Below are 23277 nucleotides of genomic sequence, written 5' to 3'. Positions count from 1 at the left end.
GCCATTGTTTCAAAAACGGATACAGATCATGACCGAAGCCGCTCTCGCCCCCGAATCCCCGCACGCGCCGTCTGTCATTCGGCTGCTGCTAGGCAAACTCGGGATCGCCTACGAAGAAGTGCTCGACCACCACGGCCTCAATGCCTCGCGCAAGGTACAAGCCGTGTTGCTGGACGACGCCGTCGGCGCGCTGATGGTGCTGTTTCCGCAGAGCCAATTGCTTGACCTCAATCGCCTCGCCGAACTGACGGGCCGGCGCCTGACTGCCGTGTCCACCGAGCGCCTGGAAAAGATGCTCGGCAAGCACAGCCTGAGCCTGCTGCCGGGCCTGCCGGCGCTGACCAGTTCGCCGTGCCTCTACGAAGAAAGCCTGCTGCGCGAACCGAAGTTGCTGATCAACTCCGGCGAGCCGGGCCTGCTGCTGGAAATCGCCAGCGAAGACTTCAAGACCATGCTGACCAAGGCCAGCGCCGCCAACTTCGGCGAAGCCCTGAGCAGCATCCGCCCGAACCTCGACCGCCCGGACGATGACCGCGAGGAAATCACCCAGGCCGTGCAAGCGTTCACCGCGCGGCGCATTCAGCAACGTCTGGAAGCGACCATCGAGATTCCGCCGCTGGCCGAGACCGCGCAAAAAATCATCAAACTGCGCGTCGACCCCAACGCCACCATCGACGACATCACCGGCGTCGTTGAAACCGACCCGGCGCTGGCCGCGCAAGTGGTGAGCTGGGCGGCGTCGCCGTACTACGCCTCGCCGGGCAAGATTCGTTCGGTGGAAGACGCGATCGTTCGTGTGCTCGGTTTCGATCTGGTGATCAATCTGGCGCTGGGCCTGGCCCTCGGCAAGACTCTGAGCCTGCCCAAAGACCACCCGCAACACACCACGCCGTATTGGCAGCAATCGATCTACACCGCCGCCGTCATCGAAGGCCTGACCCGCGCCATGCCGCGCGCCCAGCGCCCGGAAGCTGGCCTGACCTATTTGGCCGGCCTGCTGCACAACTTCGGCTACCTGCTGCTGGCCCACGTGTTCCCGCCGCACTTCTCGCTGATCTGCCGCCACCTGGAGGTCAACCCGCACCTGTGCCACAGCTACATCGAGCAACACCTGCTCGGTATCAGCCGCGAACAGATCGGCTCGTGGCTGATGCGCTACTGGGACATGCCCGACGAACTGGCCACCGCCCTGCGCTTCCAGCACGACCCAAGCTACGACGGCGCCTACGCCGAATACCCGAACCTCGTCTGCCTGGCCGTGCGCTTGCTGCGCGGTCGCGGGATTGGCTCCGGCCCGGATGAAGACATTCCGGATGCGCTGCTTGAACGCGTGGGTTTGACTCGCGACAAGGCCAATGACGTCGTCAGCAAAGTGCTTGAGGCCGAGGTGTTATTGCGCGAACTGGCCTCGCAGTTCAGCCAGGCCTAAACAAAACAGGCCCGCTCCCTCAAGGATCACCAAAATCCCTGTGGGAGCGAGCCTGCTCGCGAAGAATCCAACTCGGTCTAACTGACCACCCCTGATCGTTCCCACGCTCCGCGTGGGAATGCATCCCGTGACGCTCCGCGTCACCAAAGGCTCAAGCCTTAGGCTTAGCCTTCCTCGGCACCAAATACTTCATCAACCCCTGAAACCACATCACCAGCGCCGGATTGCCCTTGAGCTGGATCGACTTGTCCTGAATCCCCTGCATAAACGCCAACTGTTTGTTCTTCGCCTGCATCGTGGCAAAGCCATAACCGGCATCTTTAAACGCAATCGCAAACGCCGGCTCCGCCACCACGCCGGACTTGCTGGTGATGCGCTGATCCTTGACCACAAAATGCCGCGCCACTTTCCCATCCAGCGTCTGCAGCTGAAACACCAGATCCTTGTCACCCAACTGCTGCTGGAAAGCAGGATTTGTCCGGCTGGCCTTGCCCATCAACAAACCCATCATCCACAGAAGAAAACGAAATTTCATGCGCACAGCCTCAAAAGGAAAATGAACGGCCGGGGCAGTGTAAGGGATTCGGACGATAACGCCAGTATCTGACGCTGTTGGAGGATGATGCAGACCATTTCCCGCACGATGACCGCCAAGTCACTATTCAACGTTTCCCCCTGACCGTCCCCCCGCTCCGCGTGGGAATGCAACCCGAGACGCTCCGCGTCTCATCACTCACCTTTCCTACACCTGTTGAAACACATCCCTGTAGGAGCCGGCGAAGCCTGCGATCTTTTGATCTTCCGGCCCGCGAATCTATGGGAAATTTCCTGCAAAGTACGGTGCTGTCCATGAACTAGGCGAGTTGGCCGGCTATCGATAGGCTCTGTGTGTCACCGCAAAATCGGTGACTCGGACGTGCAAGTCCGGTTCAGGTGCACAATCGTTAGTGGCGTTTCGCCGAGCGTTTTCCTATGCTCCCGATCGTTATGGCGGCTGTGCGTCGGAGACCTTCGGGTCTGCCGGGTTCCTGGACCGGTCTTGCACACCTACGCACAGCTGCCACCTATTCGAAGTGCAAAGCGAATTGGTGTCGGCCTCATAACTTCAGGAAGCTGCACCATGATCAAACCAACACCCAATCCCCCCGAAAACCCAGACGTTTCGCCCTACGAAACCCTGGAATCAAAGAAATTCCACGAAGCCGCCGAGCGCGCCCTCGACCACCATTTCAAACCAGCCGTCGATCCACACCCCAAGCGCGAGAACGGCCTCTTCAAACTCTCCCCCGGCACCGACGCCGAAGCCCTCATGGCCAACGCCTCCGAAGACCTCCTGTCCATCAGCGTCATCGCCTGCGACCTCGCCGACGACCTCCACGGCTCCCGCCGCTCGGTGGCACTGGCCCTGAGCAGAATGGCGGACGGCGTGAGATTGATGGTGGAAGGGACGCTCGACCAGATTGAAGTGCGAAGCGTGGCGGCCAAGCCGTAGCGAGACTTGTGGATGAAAAAAGGGGACGTTAAGTCCCCTTTTCTAAATCTCGATAACAAAAACTAGCGAAAGTCCTCTGCGCTTTTTGGGCGCGTTTCCAACCCCTGGAGCGCCGCCCGGTTTATGTAGGCATTCCCTCCCTCACCGCAATACTGCCGGAACACCGCCTTGTCGTCCTTGAGCACCGTCAGATAACTCAGAAAGGCTTGATTAACGAGGTAGGTATAAGCACCGTTTTTGAACTTGATGATGTTCAAGTTCACGCTGCCTTCCGAAGCGTTCACGACAAAGAATTTGCCCTTGGGCGGCAAAGCCGTCTTCGGATAGACCATCTCTATTTTGCTCGGCACGCCGTAACGGTACTGAACAAAACCGGCCGTGGGCTTGTTGTTTCCCCGTGCACAAACGGAAACCGTCTTACCACCCTCCAACGGGCAACTGAAGTAAATGTCTTCGTCATCTGAACACAACGTTCCATCCTGCCCGCCCTTCAAAGGCGCTGTTTCTTGCGAGACGCGTTCTGGTATTTGAGTGACATCGGCGCAATTGGACAAACACACCAGCTTCGAAAGCTCCGGAACATCACTTTCAGTAAACAGGTACGTCGCTGAACCGTCACGGTTGCGGGCGTGGTAAACGGGAACACTGACGGCCAGCCCCTTGGCAGACACCGGCACCTCGGTATTCCGACCCGAGACGACCCAGCCTTCGGCCTCCCCGCACAACTCCTCCAAAGCGACATCATTGAACGGATCTTTCGTGGGCACGGCGAACGGCTTGGCATCACCTCGGCAGTCGTAGCCATGCCAATAGGGCCCGGTGTTCATATCAATGTCGATCGAGAAAACATAAGCGCCGTCGAGCACCACTTTTCCGCTGTCGTAGGTGAATACCAGCCAGCGACGCGACTTCGCCTGTGAGGAGTTTTCCTCCTCCAGGATGTAGCGCTCGCCATCTCGATACAGCCAGAAAACACTCATCGCTCCGGCCGATACCGGCCTTTCGGAGAGACGTTGCCCGGACTTAGCGTCCACCAGAAAATCGTCTTTCAGCGCCAGCGCACAATCGCTGTCGGCGGCCATGCAAGACTCGAGTGACGGGAACATCGGCCCTGCCCCCACAGAGAAAGAACACAGCAATAACGCGATCAAGCCTAATTTTTTCAACTTGCTTCCCTGCTCATGATTTACGGATCTGATTGAACAGACTTCTTTCCTCAGCCCAGTTCTCTGCGTTTAAAGCGAGTAATCCATCACTTCTTCCAACTGCCAGCATTGCCCACGGACAAACCGATACTCGAAGATGTAGTCGGTATCTGGCTTCTGCAGGATCGCAATTGCCTTGTCGCCCCGCTCTTCCTTGACGGTCAACGTCAGGCCCTGGGCCTTTCGCTTTGCTTGATCCGGAATGATTGGAAACTTGAGCTGATCGCCGCTGAGGCTGCGCTTTTCCATCTCGGGTTCGGGATCGCCGGCCACAGTTGTAACCATTTTCAGTGGCTGCTGGACGAAGGATTTCTGTACATCGGCGCGCTCGGAGAAGGCTGTGAGAAATGCTGCAAAGTCGGTCGAAGGGCAAGCAACATTGGACGTATCAACCTCGGCTTTGAGTGAATTCTGGCCGTTGTCCTGATGCAGTTTTGAATCCGCAATTATCTTTGCATCCAAGTCTGCCAAGCGCTTTTTAATGCTGGTCGCATCCTTGTAAGCACATTCGACCTTTACATCATCCGCCAGATTTCGACCGTCGAGGCAGTTCTCAAGCTCGGGATCTGGCGGGTCGCCGCTAAAAAACCGCAAAGCCAACTGATCGCCGTCCTTTACCAGAGGCAATTCCAGCACCGAATAGGAATCACCTTCGAATTGACTGTGCGAGACTTTTTGTTTTGTCAGAACAAACATGGACTTCCCCGCTTGCTCCGGGAATTTGCGTTCAAAGAAGAACACCGAGGCGATCTGCTCGCCTTCGACCTTCCACACATAATTCAGCGAAGGCTTCACCGCATTCGTGGTGGTGTAGAAGATCTCGGCGTAAGGAACATGCCCTTCCCTCACCTGACCTTTGAGGTTGTTCTTCAAAAAGAACACGGTGATTTTTTGATCACCGAGCGAGGCAACTACAGGCGGATGCAGCTCACCGATGGTTTGTGGGTCACTCGCTATTGCCTGCTGAGCCAACAAGGCAACCACGAATCCGAGCGCACTCATACAACTTAAGAGCCTGGCCAATTCCACTCACTTCCCTGTTGATCAATCTTCGAATGTTAATGCTGATGGTTTCACGATGATTCAGGTGCGCCGCATTTCAGCTCTTTGATTTGCTCGCTCTGAATCGGAATCACACAGGCAAGGCGCTTCTCTCCGAGCCCACGAAGCTCCGTCAAACTGAGCGTCACGTACAACCCATCCTCGGCAAACACATGATCCTCAAACCCGGCATCGGCATAGTCCGTCCAAAATTCCTTGCCCTCGAAACTGCAAAACCGCTTGGAGGACAGCACCCTCCAACCGCCGTTCGGCGCCAGTATCTGGATTGTCAGACATGGGCTGCCAAAGGTGCTGACATAACGTGCCACGATATCGCCGAAGCGCTGGGAGCCGGACAGGTACACCTTGTTGAGATCGACCACATTACCCGGCTCATCAGCGACGATTGTGTCCAGGTAAGCCGCACGCTCCAGACTCATTCTGGCCATGCAGTTGTTGATCGTCGTGACATGCGCTGCCACCCCAGGCTCGATTTCCGTGGCTTCAAGTGGGCATGTGGTGTCGCGCAGCTTGATCCAGGCGCGCTGGGATTCTCTGGCCATGGCGACCAGTGCCTTGCCCTGCTCAGGGTCACGCCGTTGTTGAGTCTCAAGCCGTCCCAGCAGTTTCTTGTAGCTGGCATTGAGTTGCGCGTCGGCTTCCTTGCGGGCTAACTCCACACACCGATCGACCTGGGCGCTCACGGTGATTTCTTTGCAGTCGTCTTCGGCCATCGCAAAAGAGGCAAACAGGCATCCAAAGGACAACGCGATAAAACGCAAAAACCTGTTCAATTTTTCATTCCCTGAATGGCGGATCGCTCAACGACACGTTGAGGTATTTTCTGCGTCTTGCCGTCGGCGCTCATCGCGTCGCGGTACTGGCTGTAATAGCGCTGCGCTTCATCTTTGCGATCAAGGCGCCAGAGCGAGTCGGCAATGTTCAACATCAGTACCGTGCGTTTACCAACGGCCTCAACGCCGCGATAAAACTTCAGCGCCAGCTCATCTCTACCGCCCTCGGCCAAGTAGAAAGCCAGGTCGTTGAAAGCTTGAACATTGCGCGACGGTGGGTGACAAGCCATATAGGACTCTGGACTTATAGTGCGAAGATTGAATGCGAGTTCTTCCACGCGAGATTGTGGCATCTCAATATTTGAGACCTGCTTCAATAAGTCCTTTGGAGACGGCGTCTGCATGACGAGGTCAGGCGCATCCTCTTCCCCGGAAGTCCACCGATTGCCCTCCCACTTGCCGTAGCAAAACCTGGCTACAGGCTGACTGAGCACGCAACCGGTCTCCATCGAAATGACCCCGCAACCAGTTTCCTCTGTCGGGATTTCTTCACCCTCCTGGCCAATGACAACGCCATACAGAGTCTGAAGGAGGAGCAATGTTTTCTTGTCGGGACTTAACCAAGCCTCATGCGTTTCAGTACCCACCGCGGGTACATAGAGGGGAAACGTTTTTCCATTGGCGGTAAACGAGGCAACCGCCGCCTCCGGAGCAGGCCTGCCCCATGTCTTGTCCTTCAGCGTCACTAAGTGCCCGCCACCCCCCACAATCTGAATATTTTCAGACAAGGCATCGGCTGAAGCTAACAGGCTCATGACAATCATCATCCGCTTAAGGCTGCCCGCGAGAAGACGGTTCATCCACTCACTCCTCATCCATCGGCGACGATTCAACGTCGGTCATGCTCAGCAGCCGGAATTCGTTGTTCACAAACTCGTAGTAACGATCCCGGTTACCGCTTTCCAACGCGTTCCCCTGCGCATCTTCTTCGCCGTCGAGCGTGACGCCGGAGACGATGATCAAGCGGCTGTCGGGCTGGTAAACCATGCCGAACGTGCTGCCGTCGTAAGCATTCGGCAGACCGCCAACGACTTCCCCAGTCTGAGCATCCAGCACTTCGCCGCAAATGGCGCTACCGCCACAGCCGAGCCTGTGCAGGATGTAATGGCCGGCGAAGTTGACCTTGCCTTTCAGGGCTTGTGCCCGTGCCTGATCCATCATTGGACTGCTGTTTTCTTGCGGCACCAGCTTATGGTTGGGGCCGTTGAAAACTCGCGCGACGCTGAAATCCTTGAAGGTTGGATCGGCAGCGAATGCCATGGACGCGGCAGCCAATATCAAGCTGCCGAGAAGAACCGAAAATCCTTTCACGCTGTAGCTCCGTCGACGTAATGCATTTTGGGGATGTTCATTCGAAGGCAATGCCGCGCACCGCTTTCCTGATTTGCTCGAACCCTTCGTTGCTGATCGCCAGCGGGGCGGATGAACCCGATTCCGCCGAGCCGATCAGCACGTCTTGGCCCCTCAGCAGGCAAAAAGCGATGCGGGTAATGTGCCGTCGTGATTTGTCGTGGAAACCGAAGATGAACCCCGAAGAATTCTCCCCACCCCATTGTTCGAAGGTGTAGGTGTTCGCACGACCGGCCAGCGAATTGGGCACCCAGCCCTGATCGGTAAGGGTCGCCGGACACCTGCGGTCGTTGTCGTCACGCAGGATTTGCACCGCAAACGCATCGTCTTCCGGAGGTTTCCAGTCGGTGAGAAGCGAAAAGTACTCCGAGTTTTCACACATCAAACCAAACCACGGCTGGCTCAGGTCACCGTGTTTCTCGAAGTGCCAGTCGGCACCACTCGACGTCTGCGCTTGCCACAAGCTGGGGGCGCTTGACGATTTGGGCAGTTGTTTGGCTGCGATAAATACCGAATAGAAATCGTCGAACTTCAACCATTGGTCCTGCAGCAACGGCATGGAAAACCGACACGCCCCCATGTCGACAACTGTCTCGGTCGGGCCTTGGGCAACCGGCGACTGACCGGGTTCGTTACCGACCAACACAGCAGCTGCGGCGGTCACATAACCCATCTGTAAAAGCACGACCAGACCAATGATCAATTCGCGGAGGCATCGTAGTTTCACGTCACATCCTTCGAATTGATCAATTCCAACTCACCATCCCGATACAACACCTCACACCCCACCCACGCCGGATCCACCTGCGGCATCACCGCCGATGGCTTGCGCAGCTCCCGCAGCAACGTCGAGCCATGCGACAAGCGTCCACCCATCCGCGCAATCACCGCCCGCGCGGTTTGGTAATGCGCGTGCCGCCCCGGATCGAGTGTTTCTTCGAGCAAGATGTCGGCGCCGAGGATGCCCTGCACCTGCCCCGGATAAATCATGAACCCGGTGGCCTGCTCCGCACCTTCGCGACCGTCCTGCCAAAAGCTGCCATCGCGGGTGCGCACATCGGGGTGCGGTGCAAACCAGTGCTCGCGATCCACCAGCGGCATGGCGTGATGCAGACGAAAGAAGATGCGCATGAGGTTGTCGCGATACCACTCGCGTACTTGCAGGTAGTAGCCGCGCAAGCCCGGCAGGCCGCTCGAATGGGCGAGGCGGATCAGACCTGGCCATTGCGGGAATGGCTGTAGCGGCAGTTCGCTCGACGCGGGTCGAGGTGTGGCTGGATCGGTTTCCCACGGTAATCGATGCGGACTGTTTTCCAGATTGTCGTAAGCGGTCGGCGGGCGTCCGAGCCAGTCGCCGCCACTGCTGGCCAGCGCTGTAGCGATGCAAAGATTGCCTTGCACCACGAACACGTAAAACCGGGTGAACCAGTCCGCGAGTTGTTGGCCATCGGCACTCTGGGCGACGAGTTCGGCCAGTTCCTGATCGAAGCGCTGCAAGCCATTTTCAAGGCTCAGCAAATGGCCGCGAGCCTTGCGTTGCATACGCAAAAACAGCGGAAACGAACGCAGCATCTTCAGCGGTTGCCACGGCAGATGCGGCGTCGCACCGCCGACTTCACCGGCGTAGTTAGCGGCGCTAATGCCCCAGTCGGCCAGCCGGGCGAGAAACAGATCATTGTTGATATAGGACGCGCCGCCGAACACGGCGGTGAACGGCTCGTTGTCCTGCAACACCCGCGCATCCCAACGCGCCATGATCGCCGGAATACTCGCGGCGGCTCGGCGTTGGGCGTATTCCACCAACACGCTCGGTTGCGGCGGCAGGATCTCGGCGATATTGGCGGCGGTCAGGTGGCGGCGCCAGCCGTAATCGCTGATCGGCCGGTATTGCAGCAGCCACAGTTGTGAGCCGTCCCAGGCCCATTCGACGTCGCCGGGCACGTAGTGGAACACGCGCAGTACGTCTTGCAGAAAGCGCCAGAGCAGGTCTTCGGTCAAGCCATGGGATGGCGTGAACGTGCCGCTTCGCCACGCATCGCCAACCCGCGAAAGCGTTGCTCGCGAAGGGCTGACGTGACCGTCGGCCAGCGATTCGAGATGGCCTTCAACCCACTCCAGCTCTACCGAGAGATGGCGCACAAAAGCGATCCCGGAAACGACCGGGATGATGAAGCGTTGCACCACAACTTCCTCGACGCCTTCGGCCGTCAGTTCGGCGATGCGTGTTGGCACGTTGGCGGTCGGCTCGCGCAGATAGGTGGTGCTCAAACCGGCATTCGCGGAGTCGGCCTGATCTTCGCCATAACTGGAGGAGCGCACCGCCCAGGTCACATCAGGTTGGGCGGCGAGAAATGCCGGCAGGCGCGGATCGCTGCAATCGTTGAGCGTAAGCGCTGCCGGGACCGCTTGCCGGGCCAGTTCAGCCAGGCGCAAACGCCCACCCTTGGTGTGCGCGACAAACCCGCGCTCGCCCGACTCCAGCCACTGCGCGAATTCGGCGGGCGAGTCGATCCACGGGTAATGACCCCAACCAGATTTGAGGCTGATGGTCAGATCAGCGCGCGCAAGAATCGCCGACCACGCCGCCGCTTGCTCGATTCCGAGCACAGCGTCCTGATCGCCCCAAACCAGCTCGACCGGATCGGTGATCCACTCCAGCAGCGGCAGCGCAGTGTCGGCGCGAATCAGATCCCAGTGCGGCACAAACGCACGGCAGCGCGCATAACCGGCGCCCATGCGCTGGTACTGCGCGGGCGTCCAGATCTGGTTGGAAAACTTGCGCGCGAACAGCGTGGGTTTGTTCGACAGCAGCCAGTGAATGGTCTTGCGGATCGGCAGTGGCGACATCAGTGCCGGCAACCGCCGCTGCCACAAAAACGCACCGACCGGCGCCAACAAAACGCTGCGCGAAAAGTGCCCGGGCCGACGTTGCAACGCATGCAATACAAGCAAGGCATTGACCCCGACCGCCATGATCGCGCTGCCCTGCTCCGTCATCGCCAGCAAGGTCTGCGCGTAGTCCGCTAGATCCACACAGGGTGGCTGCGGATTGGCGCCGAAGCCCGGCAACTCCAGCGGCACCACGTCGTAGCGCTGGAAGTGTGGCAGTGCGTCGTCCCACCAATCGGCAGCGCTGCCATTGCCGGCCAGCAGGTACATCAAGGGCTTGCTCATGGACGATCCTCAGGTCAGATCGCGCAGAGCGGCGTCGAGGGTTGGATAACGGAATGTGTAGCCAGCCTCGGTCAAACGCTGCGGCACCACGCGCTGACCGTCGAAGAACAACTGCGCCATCTCCCCCGCCAATGCACGCACTGGCGCGGCGGGAATGTGCAACCACACCGGACGCTTGAGGACCTTGCCAGCCTGCTCGGCGAACGCGGCCTGACTGACCGTTTCGGGCGCGACCATGTTGTAGGTGCCACGCAGAGTGTCGTCGTTGAAAGCCCGCGCGATCACCTGAAGCACATCGTCGCGATGCACCCAGCTCATGATCTGCCGACCGTCGCCCATGCGCCCGCCGAAGCCCAGGCGGAACGGCAGCAGCAACGGCGTCAACGCACCGCCGGGGCCGAACACCACGCCGAGACGCAGCACCACCTGACGCACGTCAAACTCAGTGGCCGGTTGCGCGGCGGCTTCCCAACGTGCACAGAGTTCGGCCATGAAACCCTCGCCCTTGCTGGCGTGTTCGTCGAGGCTTTCGCTGGCATCGCGCACGCCGTAGAAACCGATGGCCGATGCTTGAATCCATAGCGCTGGTTTGTGCTGGGTGTTCTTCAGCCAGGTCATCAACGCTTCGGTGGTGCCGACTCGGCTGGCGAGCAGTTGCGCCTGACGCTTGGGAGTCCAGCGTGGGCCGGCGACTGGGGCGCCGGCGAGATTGATCACTACGTCGAAGGCTTCGTCATGGCTGAGTTCACTGAGCGAATGCACACAGCGGATGCGGCCGTTGAATAGATTGGCCGCGCTCAACGGATCGCGCGTCAGTACGCTGGCTGAATGGCCGGCGTCGAGTAATTGATTGACCAAGGCTTCACCGATGAACCCGGTGCCGCCGGTGATCAGCACGCGTTTGAAAGCGCTGTTGGCAAACGGGTTGGATTGGCTCGGCGCCTTTACCGAAGAAGCCTTTCGGCGGTCATGCCGATACAACCAGAACAGCGGCGGCAACAACACTAGCAACGCAAAACCGTCGAGCCACAGGTGCGACCAGACCTGTTGTTGCGCCGAGAGCCACATGTCCTGCGGCGCCCATAACAGGATGCCGGCGCTCAACCAGCCCCAGAATGCCGGGGCTTTCAAGCGATTGCCCAAGTGCACCAGCGCGAGCATATACAACGAATAACTTTGCAGCGTCGCGCCGAACAGCGCGAGCCACCAGACTTGTTGTTCGTGGCCGGCGGTGGGTACTGCGTCGGTGCCCCAGAACGACAGTTCGAGAACGTGCAGATAGCCGTCGAGTAATCCGGAATGACCAGCCCAAGTCAGGGTGAGACCGGCGAGAATGTGCACGATTGCGGCGGCGTATAGCCAGAGCACTAACGCTGGGCGAAGGGAGATCGAGGGGGCTGGCATTCCGTGTCCTGAGCGCATTCCTTGGGGGTGGGGAGTTTAAAGGAAAATCGCAGTCGTCAGATGCTCAAAAACTAAACGTTTTACCGGACGGATTCAGACCCAACGACTGCGAAAACGCATCAGCCATGACCTGGCATTTCAGATGCAGTGACTGGCCTTGATAGGTCCAGCGCCCTGCGATCCCAATCGCCCCACGTTGAAGATGCCCAACTGATTACCTTTGTCAGCCGCCATCTGATAACAGGCTAACGCCCGGGACATATCCTTCGTTCCAAACTCGCCACCTTCAAAGGTCGAGGCCAGATAATTCATCGCATCAGCGGAGCCCATGGAAATAGCACGAATAACCTGCTCTTTTGCCTGCTCGGGATGGAGGCAAGGGCCGTTATAGTCGGTCGAGTTTCCTGAACAAAGAAACGTGGCATAGGCCAACGCGCCACTCGGTATTTTCGAGGCCGCTTTGAACAACGCCTCTACCTTGCTCGTTTCCAACTGAGACGCCATTTGCGAAAGGCTTAGGCTTGCCGCCGACAGGCTCGCCTGTGCGTCACCCGACTCTGCAGCACACACAAAATTTTCCAGCGACGCTTCAATCAACTCCACCGTCAGCGGGTATTGTTCAAGAAACCCCAGCCCACCTAGCGCTTCGGCACGCTGATAACAGAAGTTCTCGGCGCGGCTCATTCCCGGGTTCTCTGTTGCGACAAGATCCTTCTCACTGATCGACCAATCCTCAATCCCCTCAAGCACCCAGCACGCCTGACGAGAGAAGTTGAAGATTTTCACATTGCTGTTACCCGCCCGTTTATCCACAACGTTGACGTGACTGTCATCGACCTCTTCGATCTCGACCCCAGGTGTCTTGCCGGGTGTGATTGCAGCCATCAGCGGATAGGTGAACGTTGTTCCACTAACACCGGAGGTCGAAGGCTCAAAGGTACTTCGATCCTTTCCTGCTACCGGTTTCAACACCAGCGACTTGACCGTCATCGCCGTGAGACGGCGCTGTGATTCGCTGTTGGCGGAAAACGCAGTCAGGAAAGGCGCGAACTCCTCCGAGGGGCAAGCGTCGCTGGTGGGAGCCGTCGAAGCGCTCTTATCGGATGCAAGCGCAGGGACAATCTTGTCCAGATACGCCGAGCGCTCGCGACTCATTCTGGCGATGCACGAGTTAACGGCGAACACATGCGCCGGCATCCCCGCCTCGATCTCGAACGCCTCCAAGGGGCAGTTCGCATCGCGCAATTTCAGCCACGCACGCTGCGACTCTTTAACCTTCGCCGCGTACTCCGCACCCAACGCCGGATTTGCTCGATAATCAGACTCAAGTCGCGTCATCAACTGCTTGTAGCTGACATTCAACTGCGCATCAGCAGCCTTCTTCGCCGCCTCCGAGCAGGGCACCATTTCCAGGCTTGAGGTGACATGGCTGCAATCGTCCTGCGCATAGGCCGCTGAAACTGGCAGTAGTAGCGCGGCTAGCAGGGTAAAAACAAAACGTTTCACGGTGTTCATCCTTGAGTCATTCAGGTTTTGCGTTAAGTGAATCGGGTGATGCATTGATCTGGTCCGTTCATGCCCCAGTAAGTGCTGAGCAACGCTTTACGCTTTTTGTCGACGCGCAGGTTAACGAAGCCATCGCCGCAGTCCGGCTGCAACTCTTCGAACACGCCGGTTTTGGCTTGATAAATGAACACTCGGTAGTAGTCATAAGTGCCCATGCCGTCATCGAGCTGCCAGATCGCGAAATCCTTGTCGCCGTCGAAATTGAAATCGTCGAACTGCATGTGGAGTTCATTCTCGGCTTCAAAATCGATTGTTCGCGACTCGCTGTGCGTTTCGCTTTTAACCGCGACGTTCAGCTTGGGGCCTTCGAGAACCAGCGTCGCTTCGACGCCTTTGGTTGGGCTGAACGTGGTGGTTTCGGCTAACGCCGGGATCGTCCACATCAGGCCGAGCAGTGATACCGCTAGAGTTTTGAATTGCATGTGCTCGCTTACTCATCCCCGTGAAACGCGGCTCGTCTCAATTGCAGTTTTCTCGAGATTCCGCTGACTGTGGAATACGTTCACCCTTTCCGCTCTCTGTCATTTTAGCGATGTATTCCTTATAAAGCGGACATGCGTTGGACTTCATTCCGATATCCCAATAAGCATCTGCCAAATTCAATATCGCAACGACTCTCTCCGGAAACTTTTTATGAATCCCCCTCAAAAGCAAAGCAGCTAAAACATTGTTTTTGCTACGGTACAAATAATAAGCATAGTCATTTAGAGGCCCGACATTATCATTGGAAATTATCAAAGTTAGCTCATACACCAGCTCTTGAGGAATACTCTTCCTTACCTTGTTCCCGCTATCATCGAGCCCATAAAATAATTCTCCTTTTTCGCCCTGAGGAAGCTTACCAAGAATATATTTGAAGTCTTTCCTGATTTCTGCAAGCTGATCCTCATTACTCAAATAGCTAAAATCTGGCCCATTTTCGGAGAACTGAGAAAACAGGGTGCAACACGCCACACGCTGAATATTGAACTTCTGCGGAAATAGTGCTTCGACTGGTAACCTCTCACCACCCAAGGTATATTTTTCATCTCTACCAGGTTCCGCCCAAGTAGATTTTTTATAGAGAACCCAGTCTTTCCGCGCAGAATTCCATTTAAAACCATACTGCGTAAGATCAGTATTACGAGTATAAAAATCCAGCAACAACGAGAATTCACCTGGTAGATAACCTACTGACAGCCCACCATCTCCAAGTTCAAAATCCCCCGAAACTGACTTGTCGCTTCCGCCTATATCGATAGTGATTCGCGAAACTGTGCCGTCATCCTCAAGTGGTCTAACACCATACGGATCGCAGATTCCATCCCCATTCAGGTCAGCCTCGCAGCTAGAGCTCGCATTGACCACTGACGCCAGGAGCGCTAAAACTAAAAAAGCTACCACCCTCATTCTAAGGTCCCCTCAAGTGCAACTATGCGTGCTTCGGCGTATTGTTTAGCCGCTGAAAATAAAAATGGACAACAAAGGGGACAGATTTATTTGGGCTCAACGATAAAGCAAACGGATAAATAAATCCGCCCCCTTTACCAGCTCCCTTTACCACCTGACTTAAATTGCCAATGTGGTGACGTATGCGCTGGATCATCTGGAAGACTAGATGGCGGTGAAGCAGGAAGTAAAACCGCAAGAAGATACACGGGACGGATTCAGCTAAAAATGAACAGCCCCGTTTTCTCTTTTGCCGCGCACACAACTTTTAATGTTTTTTATCCTGCAAGCTAAAGTAATTTTTAATGCTCGCCGCATCTTTATAAGCACAGACCACTTTATTTCCCGTAACCAGATCTGCCCCCTCCATACAATTATCTAGAGCTGGGTCAGGCAAATCGCCACTAAAATGAAGCAAGGATACACTTCCACCATCTCTCCTTATTGGGAACTCCATTACCGAATAAGCAAAACCGTCAAATGCCGAGTTCGACAATTTTCTTTTTATCAACACAAACATAGACTTTCCGGCTCTCGCAGGGGACTTCCACTCGTAGAAAAATACAGAATCGATCTGATCTCCCTCGACCTTCCAAACATAGTTTAGAGAGGGTTTACCGGAGCTCAATGATGAGTAATATATCTCAGCATCGGCAACATGCTCTTCTTTAGCTATCGCCTTCAGACTATTTTTCAAAAAAAATACAGCGATCTTTTCTTCGCCCAAAGAGGCTACCACCGTAGGATGGAATTCACCTATTGTGGGTGCGGCGTCCGCAAACACATTGGACGCTACGAAACCAAAAACTACATACGGAATAAAATGCCGCTTAAATAGAGTTAAATATTTTTTCAACTTTATATATCCTTTTTAGGAAAAAATGGAACAGACCACGTTTTTCGTGGCAAATACTAAAACCGTGATCTGTCCTCATTTCACCCTAAGAGCTGCTCGCGGGACGGACTAAAAAATAAATCCGTCCCTTTTATTACGATCGCTCTAAAACTCTCTTAGGAATTTTCATGGCTTTTCCCGACTGCTGCATCATAGAGATATATTTTTTATAGTTCTCTGCAGCCAAATCTTTTTGGCTCAACCCCCAATATGCATCAGCTATATTCAAGTAAGCGACAGTTCTCTCTGGTTTTTCAGAAATCACCTTTCTTAGTAGTTCAACCGATTCTGAATAATATCCTGCCTCAGCAAACAAAAATCCGAGATCATTGGACCAACCCACCTTGTCAGGATAGAAATACGCTTCAGCTATGTAGCTTTCAGGTGCACACGACTCACTACTGCCCCCATCGGCAACAAGATAACCCATAGATTCTATGAGCTTATTTTTATCATTATTTTTGTATGCAACGAGTGCTTGGTCTGCCGTCGAGACAACAAAGGATGACATGAGTTTTTCACCTTTCACCCGCCCCGCCTGAATGTCCAAATTTAACTTTTGAAGATATTCAAATGCAGTCGCACCGTCGAAATCTTCAAGTGATTTAGAAATCAAAACATTCAGAGGTAAAATATAAGCACTCTTAAGAGATCTATCGCACGATTCATTATTAACCGTATAGACAATCCGGCTAACTGCCACACTTTTGCGAGTAGCATCATATTCAAATTGAACATTAAAATTCTGCGACGTTTGGTCTTCTTTTTTTGTAATCAAATTCAAAACATCTCCCACAACGTGAGCGTCTGAATTGAACGTGTATATTTCCCCTTGATAATCCACAACACCTATAGTTTTATCGACGCCTTTAACAACAGAAACATTGAAGCCGTCATAACTTTTAGGCGAATACACATTATTAATTTTCGCCAATGCCGATTTTGCGCTCAATATAACCGAGTCTTTCCCAGACACCTCAGCAACCAAGACTAGTTTGTCGGGAAGTGCAGCATCGTCATTTTTTACGACCAGGAGTCTTGGAGACTTTAATCCAGGAACCAAACCAACATCAAACTGTTTCTTCACCATTTCTGCAGGAGGAAGACTATCGTTTGCAGTACCAAGTGAAGACTGGCCAGCAAAAAAAATAAATAAAAAAATCTGTAGACACCAAAATTTTTTTAAAATAATCATTTATTAAGCTCCTGATAAATCGCTGTAAAATTAGTCCTGCGCTCCGCATAACTATCAGTATGCTTATTAACTACCTCTGTAATTTTATTAGTAGAGTCCGTATTTGGCGCGACTAGATTATTTATATTATTTACATCCCAAAACCCCATAGCCGATAATAATCCTATTTTTGTATCCAGCAACTGGTCTGGATTGGAAACCATTTCAATGGTTTCCTCAGGTATTTTTTGCTTTAAGCGGTCCTCTACCGCCTGATAGTTTGATTTCCACGTCAGCTGAATAAAACCTTTGCCTTTATACTTCTTACCTTCTTCACAGCCACCCGCAGTCAATACAAATCCACCTTGAACTGAGTTGCAGCAATAAATACGCTTCGCGATCTCGTCTTCATTTGGGAATTGAGAATATGCTTTATTTTTACGAATCGTATAGGCGCTCTTTGCCGCAGGGCTTAGTGCATTATACTGCGCCATTGTAATGCGTTTATATCCATACAGTTCAGCTTCCGCAGGATATGTGTTGAAATACCTTCCAAACTTAGACCTGAGAGCTTCAGCTGAATACCAAAGATCTTCTACCTTACCTACCAAGGCGCTACCAACCTCGGTCTTCACTTGAGCAAAAAACTGAGCCATTTTCGGCGCGGTATTAATTTCAAATCGATCAGCATACTTATTAAATAACCCCCTTACCTCCTCACGCTTTTGATCGGTAGAGTCTGGGAACATTTTCTTCATTTGATCGAAAGAGATCAGTTCCGCGGCCGATGAAGTAAACCCAGCTATGAACTCTATCGGATGAAAGTGCCAAACTAGACTGGATTCAACTGACGCTTTTCCAGATAGCTCATCCCAGAAGATAAATTTATCTATCCTCTCTTTTTCATGAGCCTTTAATTTTGGCGAATGCTCTAAAATATCATCCAACCGAGCCCATTTTGGTTGATTAGCTCTATCTTTCCATTCCGTTGGATGCTTGGCGACAAGCTTTGACCATTGAGAGCGTGTGTCAGTATCCTTCAACGCGTCGGCCAACTCTGATGCGTCTATCTCTTTATTATTATCTTTATCGATTTTTTCAAACAATCTTTTGAAGAAAACGGGCATATCGTTTGGATCGAGAAATCCATCAGCAGCAGCGTTTGACTCCTCCACTATCTGAAAGCCCAGCTTCGCCCAATCATGCTGCGATATTAAGGTGGCGCCAGCCTTACGTACTAAACCGGCCACGTTTTGCCCTTCGTCTATTACATTGATCTCATACCACTCTTGTGTATCTTTATAAATCGGCGCTTTGCTTAACTCTACAGCATGCAGTTCTTTCAGAGAAACTTCCCCAGTGGCTGGGGCCTTTAACTTAACCAGAGAATTTTTGGCTAAATACAAATACTGTCTGCCAACTTTTAAGGCAGCAGTATTATTCAAAAAGTCTTCTATACCTGTATCAGCGGTAAAAATTTCTATATGGGCTTGGAACTTACTACTAACCTCCCCAGCTTCAGTGACATTCTCCATTTGCCCAAGGTAACCGACAGGATCTCCCGCCTTAATTCCAACTCCTATGTTCAAAACAGTGTCAACAGATGCCGGTTCAGCTACACTCCATTTTAGAACATTATTTTCCGAAGTATTTTCAACACACGCCCAGAATGTCGGTGGCACATTTCCTGTGGCGACCGGACCACCACTCACCATCGTGCATTCGGCCATACGCTGCAGGGATGGCCCGACAACTAAATTCAAAACTTTTTGACTATCAAAAGCTACGACGCTGTTCATCATCAACTGCAAGGCACCGAGCGAAGCACCCGCCGGCTTGCCATTAGTAGGATCTGACGGTGCATCGAAAAGGGGAAGCTTATTAACTACTGTCCCATGAACCTTGCCCTGCCAATAGGTTGGCCGCTCTCGCTCTGGTACCTTTTCTTCCAACCAAACTCTATCACCGGCGTTGTTTTTATAGGGTTCGCCGGCCTTTAAGTACGCAAACCAGACTTCACTCCCTACTTCTCGTGTCTTTTGTGAGTTTAGCTGCACACTTCCAGATATGATTTTACCTTTAGCATAAATTCGGTCTGTACCCGCGACCGGACTTTGATCTAAGATTTCAAGTTTCGAGTCTTTATTTAACTTACCCACAGACACAATACTAGATGACACTGGCAATTCGTCATATGCTTTAAAATCATTGACCTGCATTGTCACTTTCGGCTTAGGCGCTTCCTCAGGAGGTATAGGATAACGATCAAACGGTAGCAAATGCATATATAGGCTATAGAATGTCAGCTTATTTTGCTTCCCCTTATTCGCCCCTTCTTCTGGATTAGGTGCAGACTTATACTCGTGCCGGACCAGACAGAAAGAATTCGAATACTTTAATTTTTTTGAACTCCCACCTGCATCAAATGATGATTCTAGATATTCTTTATTTAGGCGATAAGCAACGACTTCACCATCAGCCATACACCGTAATGGTTCATCCAATACACATTGGGGAGCGCTTGCATTGCTAACATGTAGTCCGCCATGCCAGAATTTGTTACTACCTAACAAATAATGACCAGATACTTCGCTCTCTAGTACCTTATATACTTCGTCAGCCCCAGTGAACTGCTTGCCATCTGGTTTACGGAATGGATATTGGAAGCTCATCAGCGGAGCTGGGCCTGCCGGTGCAGGGGCCGGCGCAGGATTAGGTGCGGGTGCTGGTTGTGCGCCTCTGAATTGGGGCCTCGGGCGTAAAAACTTTTCAGGCATTGGCCAGTAACCACTGCCCACCCCATATTTGGCAGATTTCGGTCCGTTTGAAGACTGTGAACCGAAGAAATTCCCCCGATCTCGAACAGGCGATCCGGAGATGTCTTCGATGACCCCAGTGTGCCCATGAAAGTTTATCCACAGCGCAATATCGCCAGGCTGTACTTCCGCGAGTGGGATCACATCAAAATAAGTAGTGTCGGTATTTAACCCTGATGTTGTGAGGTAAGGGATCGTATATCCAGCATCCTTAAGCATTCGATACAGAAGCCCGGAGCAGTCAATTTCCTTCTTGCCATTGTTATCATGGTCAGTCTCGCCCTTGAAAGGGCCATACTCATAACCAGTGCGATATTGCTGCCTTTGCTCAAGTAGTCCTGTGCTCATCAAAAGCTTCCTGCTTCAAAACATTGAATAGAGTTATCGCTGACGACGCCTCGGGCTGCCAAGCGCTCAACCAACGCGGTAGCCGTGTTAGGATCGGTTTTCTGGATCTTCCGGTAACACGCCATCGCGCGAGGCAAGTCAGCAGCTACGAGGGCTCCCGCTTCGTACACTTCACCTAATCGAATCAGTGCGTTAGTCGAACCTAGGCGGGCGGCACGCTCCAATGTCGCTATTGATTCTTTGGGGTTAATACAACCGTGATTTTCGTCGTACTCACCCTCATCGCAATAAAAATCTGCGAGAGTCAAGCCGGCATCCGGAACTTGTTCTGAAGCTTGAATCAATAACGCCAGGATTCTGAAATTCTCCAAGCGTGGCGCTTGCCCAGAAAGACTGATTCCCGCAGCAGCAAATGCTGCTTGCGCCGAACCCTTCTGGGCACCATCTAAATAGCTATCCAATGCCGCAGCGTATAAAGAGATACCTGATGCTGGAGACGCCTTATTGACCAGTCTGTCAAATATGACGCCTTTTTTGAGTTCTAGCTCACCTGGCGTTAGTTTCTCAGACTGAGTGATCTCTTCCATGACCGCATCGATTGCCCAGTTCTCCACTCGATTCAGAGCCCAGCAATCACTGTGTTTGAAAAGAAAAATCTTCAAAAAATGGCCCGCCTCATCTCGGACGACCACCCTGTCAGGCACCTTGGTTTCAATAGTGAGACCCAATTTGGCAGCATTTTCCGGAAGCAGCACCTTCAACTCATCGGCGGAAATCGAGCCCAAGCTCCGTTCGACAACCTTCGGTATTTTCCCATCAGCTATCACGTGAACATGCTTCACAGGAGACGCAATAAACGCTTTCTGTGTCTCTGGCTCAGATGCAAAAACTTTTACGAAATCAGCAAAATTGCCGCTTGGGCATTGGGCGGTGCTGGACGAAGAGGCAAAGGCCCCCGAAGTCATGCCCCAGCACAACAAAACAATCGAAAACCACTTCATCTGCCTTACGTACCTGTTTGTTGTCATCACGACACTCATCATTCGGAAAACACAAAAAAAGCCTTCGGTTTAACCTTCTCAGGCACCGCATTCCCCAACGCCTGATCCATCAAACTCCCCGCCTTATCCTTATCCGCCGCCCCCGGCAGCACCGGCGGTTTAATCCCGATCCCCGTGCCGGAACCAGCCGAACCACCCGCATTGATCTTGATCACCGGCCCAACCACCGTCACCCCACCGCCATCCAGCTTGATAAAGCTCCCACCCCCAAGAATGGTCAGCTCCGTCCCCGCCTCAATAACAATCTTGTCCCCAGCCTTGAGGTGAATCTCTTTCCCCACACTGGTCAGTTGCGCAGTCCCCAGTTTCACATGCTGGTTCTGCCCCACCGTCAGGTGATCATCCAGCTTCGCTTCAATCTTGCGGTCGCTGATAGTGGTGCGGTGTTCTTCAGCCTTCAGCTCGGTGTAGGTGTTCTTAACCACCGTGTCGTGACGTTCATTGCCGACCCGAATCTTCTGGTCATGCTCGACGTTTTCATCCCAGTCACGCTGCGCATGAATGTAGATCTGCTCCGCACCTTTCTTGTCTTCGATGCGCAGTTCGTTGTACCCACCGCCCCCCGGCGAGCTGAGTGTTTTGAACACACTGCGAGTCTTGTTCGCCGGCAGGGCGTACGGCACCGGGTTTTCCTTGTGGTACAGGCAGCCGGTCACCAGCGGTTGGTCGGGGTCGCCTTCGAGGAAGGTGACGAGGACTTCCATGCCGATGCGCGGGATGCTGATGGCGCCGTAGCGGTCGCCGGCCCAGGAGCTGGAGACGCGCAGCCAGCAGCTGGTTTTGTCGTCGGCGAGGCCTTCGCGGTCCCAGTGAAACTGGACTTTGATGCGGCCGTATTGGTCGCAGTGGATTTCTTCGCCTTTGGGGCCGGTGACCATGGCGGTTTGGCTGCCGAGGACGCGCGGTTTCGGGTGTTCGAGGGCTGGGCGGTAGAACACGTCCCACGGGGTGGCGAGGAAGGTGTTGCGGTAGCCCTGGTGGAAGTCGTCCTTGTTGTCGGTGGTGTCGCTGGTCACGCCTTCTTCGAGGACTTGCGGCTGTTTGCCTTCGTGGAAGATTTCGGTGAGCAGCCACAGGTCGTTCCACTCGCTGCGGGGGTGGTCGGACATGGCCATGAAGTGGCCGCTGACCAGTTTGGTCTGGTCGCCACGGCCTTCGGCTTGACGGTAGTCGGCGCGATGGCGTTCGAGGGCGCGTTGGCTGAGGAACTTGCCACGGGCGCGGTCGATGAAGCGGCCGGGGTAGTCGTAGTCTTCGAGATCTGGCTCGGTGCTCTCGCCGTCCGGTTTGTAGGCCGCTTCCATTTGCAGGCGCGGTTTTTCGAAGTCGTAGTCGCGGCGCGTGGTGCGGCTGGTGCGGGTTTCCAGGCGCAGCTTGAAGCCTTTGATCACCGGTTCTTCGGCGACCATGCCGCTGCCCTGCACGTACGCGGTCGGCTGGCCGAGGTCGGGGAACACGGTCTGGTCGTCGCCGAACACCAGCAGGTGGCCTTTGTCGCTGTGCTGGAAGTGGTAGTGAATGCCTTCCTCTTCGCACAGGCGCTGGACGAAGTGCAGGTCGGTTTCGTCGTACTGCACGCAGTAGTCGCGATCTGGGCACGGCTGGCTGAGCTGGAAGCTGTAGGCGTTGCCCTTGATGCCGTGCTCTTCGAGGATCAGCGCGATGATTTTCGGCGCCGACATCTGCTGGTAGATGCGCTGGTTGGTTCGGTGATGCAGGTATTGCAGTTGCGGCACCATCGACACTTTGTAGCGGGTCAGGCGCTTGCCGGCATCGCCTTGGGCGACGCGGTAGATCTGCCCGTGGATGCCCGAGCCTTGTGGATCGAATGCGAGAAACGCCTGCTTGTGCAGCAGTTGTTCGAGGTCCAGATCAGGGTTTTCGCTGACCAATTCCAAGTCGAAGCGAAACGGCTGGCTGATGCCTTCGGTGCCGGTGAACGACAGCACTTGCAGGTCGCCGACGTAGTCTTCGACCTTGAGGCTGAAGTGGGTTTCGTTAGCTGGGTTGAACATAAAGTGCTCCCTGTTCGAATGTCAT

At 54.0% G+C, this 23277-nt stretch carries 19 protein-coding genes; 2 read left to right on the top strand and 17 right to left on the bottom strand.

Annotated features, from left to right (window positions below):
• The first annotated feature begins 28 nt into the window (after positions 1 to 28).
• Positions 29 to 1429 carry an aminoacyl-tRNA deacylase and HDOD domain-containing protein gene (locus tag L8H52_RS17125; protein WP_064116442.1) on the top strand — a complete coding sequence of 467 codons (1401 nt, stop codon included), beginning with the start codon at positions 29 to 31 and terminating at the stop codon, positions 1427 to 1429.
• A gap of 151 nt (positions 1430 to 1580) precedes the next feature.
• Here the strand turns inward: L8H52_RS17125 and L8H52_RS17120 are convergent, their stop codons facing one another.
• Positions 1581 to 1964: a helicase gene (locus tag L8H52_RS17120; RefSeq protein ID WP_016985803.1), complete on the bottom strand. Its 384-nt coding sequence runs from the start codon at positions 1962 to 1964 to the stop codon at positions 1581 to 1583.
• Between the two features lie 585 nt (positions 1965 to 2549).
• Between L8H52_RS17120 and L8H52_RS17115 the strand changes: the two genes are divergently transcribed.
• Positions 2550 to 2921, top strand: a complete 372-nt coding sequence (locus tag L8H52_RS17115; RefSeq protein ID WP_123376100.1) for a DUF6124 family protein — start codon at positions 2550 to 2552, stop codon at positions 2919 to 2921.
• Positions 2922 to 2983: 62 nt separating this feature from the next.
• Here L8H52_RS17115 and L8H52_RS17110 read toward each other — a convergent pair whose 3' ends face one another.
• From L8H52_RS17110 to L8H52_RS17035, 16 genes are all read right to left on the bottom strand, one after another.
• Positions 2984 to 4003: a hypothetical protein gene (locus L8H52_RS17110; RefSeq protein ID WP_242207834.1), complete on the bottom strand. Its 1020-nt coding sequence runs from the start codon at positions 4001 to 4003 to the stop codon at positions 2984 to 2986.
• Between the two features lie 153 nt (positions 4004 to 4156).
• Complete coding sequence (locus L8H52_RS17105) at positions 4157 to 5128, bottom strand: hypothetical protein (RefSeq protein WP_242207835.1); 972 nt, start codon at positions 5126 to 5128, stop codon at positions 4157 to 4159.
• A 71-nt stretch (positions 5129 to 5199) separates the two neighbouring features.
• The gene (locus L8H52_RS17100; RefSeq protein ID WP_347340751.1) at positions 5200 to 5901 is read right to left on the bottom strand and encodes a lysozyme inhibitor LprI family protein; all 702 of its coding nucleotides are present in this window, start codon (positions 5899 to 5901) and stop codon (positions 5200 to 5202) included.
• A gap of 56 nt (positions 5902 to 5957) precedes the next feature.
• Complete coding sequence (locus tag L8H52_RS17095) at positions 5958 to 6821, bottom strand: tetratricopeptide repeat protein (RefSeq protein ID WP_242207837.1); 864 nt, start codon at positions 6819 to 6821, stop codon at positions 5958 to 5960.
• 4 nt (positions 6822 to 6825) lie between these two features.
• A complete protein-coding gene (locus tag L8H52_RS17090) occupies positions 6826 to 7281 on the bottom strand; it encodes a hypothetical protein (protein WP_242207966.1) in 456 nt (151 codons plus the stop codon).
• A gap of 88 nt (positions 7282 to 7369) precedes the next feature.
• Complete coding sequence (locus tag L8H52_RS17085) at positions 7370 to 8098, bottom strand: hypothetical protein (RefSeq protein ID WP_242207838.1); 729 nt, start codon at positions 8096 to 8098, stop codon at positions 7370 to 7372.
• The gene (locus tag L8H52_RS17080; protein WP_242207839.1) at positions 8095 to 10545 is read right to left on the bottom strand and encodes an alpha/beta hydrolase; all 2451 of its coding nucleotides are present in this window, start codon (positions 10543 to 10545) and stop codon (positions 8095 to 8097) included. Before L8H52_RS17080 ends, L8H52_RS17085 begins: the two co-directional genes overlap by 4 nt.
• Positions 10546 to 10554: 9 nt before the next feature.
• Positions 10555 to 11949, bottom strand: a complete 1395-nt coding sequence (locus tag L8H52_RS17075) for a TIGR01777 family oxidoreductase (RefSeq protein WP_242207840.1) — start codon at positions 11947 to 11949, stop codon at positions 10555 to 10557.
• Positions 11950 to 12087: 138 nt separating this feature from the next.
• Positions 12088 to 13455 carry a lysozyme inhibitor LprI family protein gene (locus tag L8H52_RS17070; protein ID WP_242207841.1) on the bottom strand — a complete coding sequence of 456 codons (1368 nt, stop codon included), beginning with the start codon at positions 13453 to 13455 and terminating at the stop codon, positions 12088 to 12090.
• Positions 13456 to 13487: 32 nt separating this feature from the next.
• Entirely contained in the window at positions 13488 to 13937 is a 450-nt protein-coding gene (locus L8H52_RS17065) for a hypothetical protein (protein ID WP_242207842.1), read from the bottom strand.
• A 37-nt stretch (positions 13938 to 13974) separates the two neighbouring features.
• Positions 13975 to 14904 carry a hypothetical protein gene (locus L8H52_RS17060; RefSeq protein WP_242207843.1) on the bottom strand — a complete coding sequence of 310 codons (930 nt, stop codon included), beginning with the start codon at positions 14902 to 14904 and terminating at the stop codon, positions 13975 to 13977.
• 307 nt (positions 14905 to 15211) lie between these two features.
• Positions 15212 to 15799: a hypothetical protein gene (locus L8H52_RS17055; RefSeq protein WP_242207844.1), complete on the bottom strand. Its 588-nt coding sequence runs from the start codon at positions 15797 to 15799 to the stop codon at positions 15212 to 15214.
• Between the two features lie 133 nt (positions 15800 to 15932).
• Positions 15933 to 17033: a tetratricopeptide repeat protein gene (locus L8H52_RS17050; protein ID WP_242207845.1), complete on the bottom strand. Its 1101-nt coding sequence runs from the start codon at positions 17031 to 17033 to the stop codon at positions 15933 to 15935.
• Positions 17030 to 20176 (bottom strand): hypothetical protein, encoded by a 3147-nt coding sequence (locus L8H52_RS17045; protein ID WP_242207846.1) that lies wholly within the window; start codon positions 20174 to 20176, stop codon positions 17030 to 17032. Before L8H52_RS17045 ends, L8H52_RS17050 begins: the two co-directional genes overlap by 4 nt.
• Positions 20176 to 21177, bottom strand: coding sequence for a sel1 repeat family protein (locus L8H52_RS17040; RefSeq protein WP_242207847.1), 1002 nt, complete (start codon positions 21175 to 21177; stop codon positions 20176 to 20178). Before L8H52_RS17040 ends, L8H52_RS17045 begins: the two co-directional genes overlap by 1 nt.
• Positions 21178 to 21215: 38 nt before the next feature.
• A complete protein-coding gene (locus L8H52_RS17035; RefSeq protein ID WP_242207848.1) occupies positions 21216 to 23252 on the bottom strand; it encodes a type VI secretion system tip protein VgrG in 2037 nt (678 codons plus the stop codon).
• Positions 23253 to 23277: the final 25 nt, after the last annotated feature.

Source organism: Pseudomonas sp. CROZ-RG-20F-R04-15 (assembly GCF_022662375.1).
Taxonomy (GTDB): Bacteria; Pseudomonadota; Gammaproteobacteria; order Pseudomonadales; family Pseudomonadaceae; genus Aquipseudomonas.
Note: the sequence above shows the minus strand (reverse complement) of the source record. Positions and strands in the feature narration are given on the sequence as shown.

Bases quoted from the DNA above. Each gene is read 5' to 3' on its own strand.
- L8H52_RS17115 (WP_123376100.1), top strand. From the start codon at position 2,550: ATGATCAAACCAACACCCAATCCCCCCGAAAACCCAGACGTTTCGCCC.
- L8H52_RS17110 (WP_242207834.1), bottom strand. From the start codon at position 4,003: ATGGCCGCCGACAGCGATTGTGCGCTGGCGCTGAAAGACGATTTTCTG.
- L8H52_RS17095 (WP_242207837.1), bottom strand. From the start codon at position 6,821: ATGAACCGTCTTCTCGCGGGCAGCCTTAAGCGGATGATGATTGTCATG.
- L8H52_RS17120 (WP_016985803.1), bottom strand. From the start codon at position 1,964: ATGAAATTTCGTTTTCTTCTGTGGATGATGGGTTTGTTGATGGGCAAG.
- L8H52_RS17065 (WP_242207842.1), bottom strand. From the start codon at position 13,937: ATGCAATTCAAAACTCTAGCGGTATCACTGCTCGGCCTGATGTGGACG.
- L8H52_RS17125 (WP_064116442.1), top strand. From the start codon at position 29: ATGACCGAAGCCGCTCTCGCCCCCGAATCCCCGCACGCGCCGTCTGTC.
- L8H52_RS17090 (WP_242207966.1), bottom strand. From the start codon at position 7,281: ATGGCATTCGCTGCCGATCCAACCTTCAAGGATTTCAGCGTCGCGCGA.
- L8H52_RS17105 (WP_242207835.1), bottom strand. From the start codon at position 5,128: ATGAGTGCGCTCGGATTCGTGGTTGCCTTGTTGGCTCAGCAGGCAATA.
- L8H52_RS17050 (WP_242207845.1), bottom strand. From the start codon at position 17,033: ATGATTATTTTAAAAAAATTTTGGTGTCTACAGATTTTTTTATTTATT.
- L8H52_RS17100 (WP_347340751.1), bottom strand. From the start codon at position 5,901: ATGGCCGAAGACGACTGCAAAGAAATCACCGTGAGCGCCCAGGTCGAT.
- L8H52_RS17045 (WP_242207846.1), bottom strand. From the start codon at position 20,176: ATGAGCACAGGACTACTTGAGCAAAGGCAGCAATATCGCACTGGTTAT.
- L8H52_RS17060 (WP_242207843.1), bottom strand. From the start codon at position 14,904: ATGAGGGTGGTAGCTTTTTTAGTTTTAGCGCTCCTGGCGTCAGTGGTC.
- L8H52_RS17080 (WP_242207839.1), bottom strand. From the start codon at position 10,545: ATGAGCAAGCCCTTGATGTACCTGCTGGCCGGCAATGGCAGCGCTGCC.
- L8H52_RS17040 (WP_242207847.1), bottom strand. From the start codon at position 21,177: ATGAAGTGGTTTTCGATTGTTTTGTTGTGCTGGGGCATGACTTCGGGG.
- L8H52_RS17075 (WP_242207840.1), bottom strand. From the start codon at position 11,949: ATGCCAGCCCCCTCGATCTCCCTTCGCCCAGCGTTAGTGCTCTGGCTA.
- L8H52_RS17035 (WP_242207848.1), bottom strand. From the start codon at position 23,252: ATGTTCAACCCAGCTAACGAAACCCACTTCAGCCTCAAGGTCGAAGAC.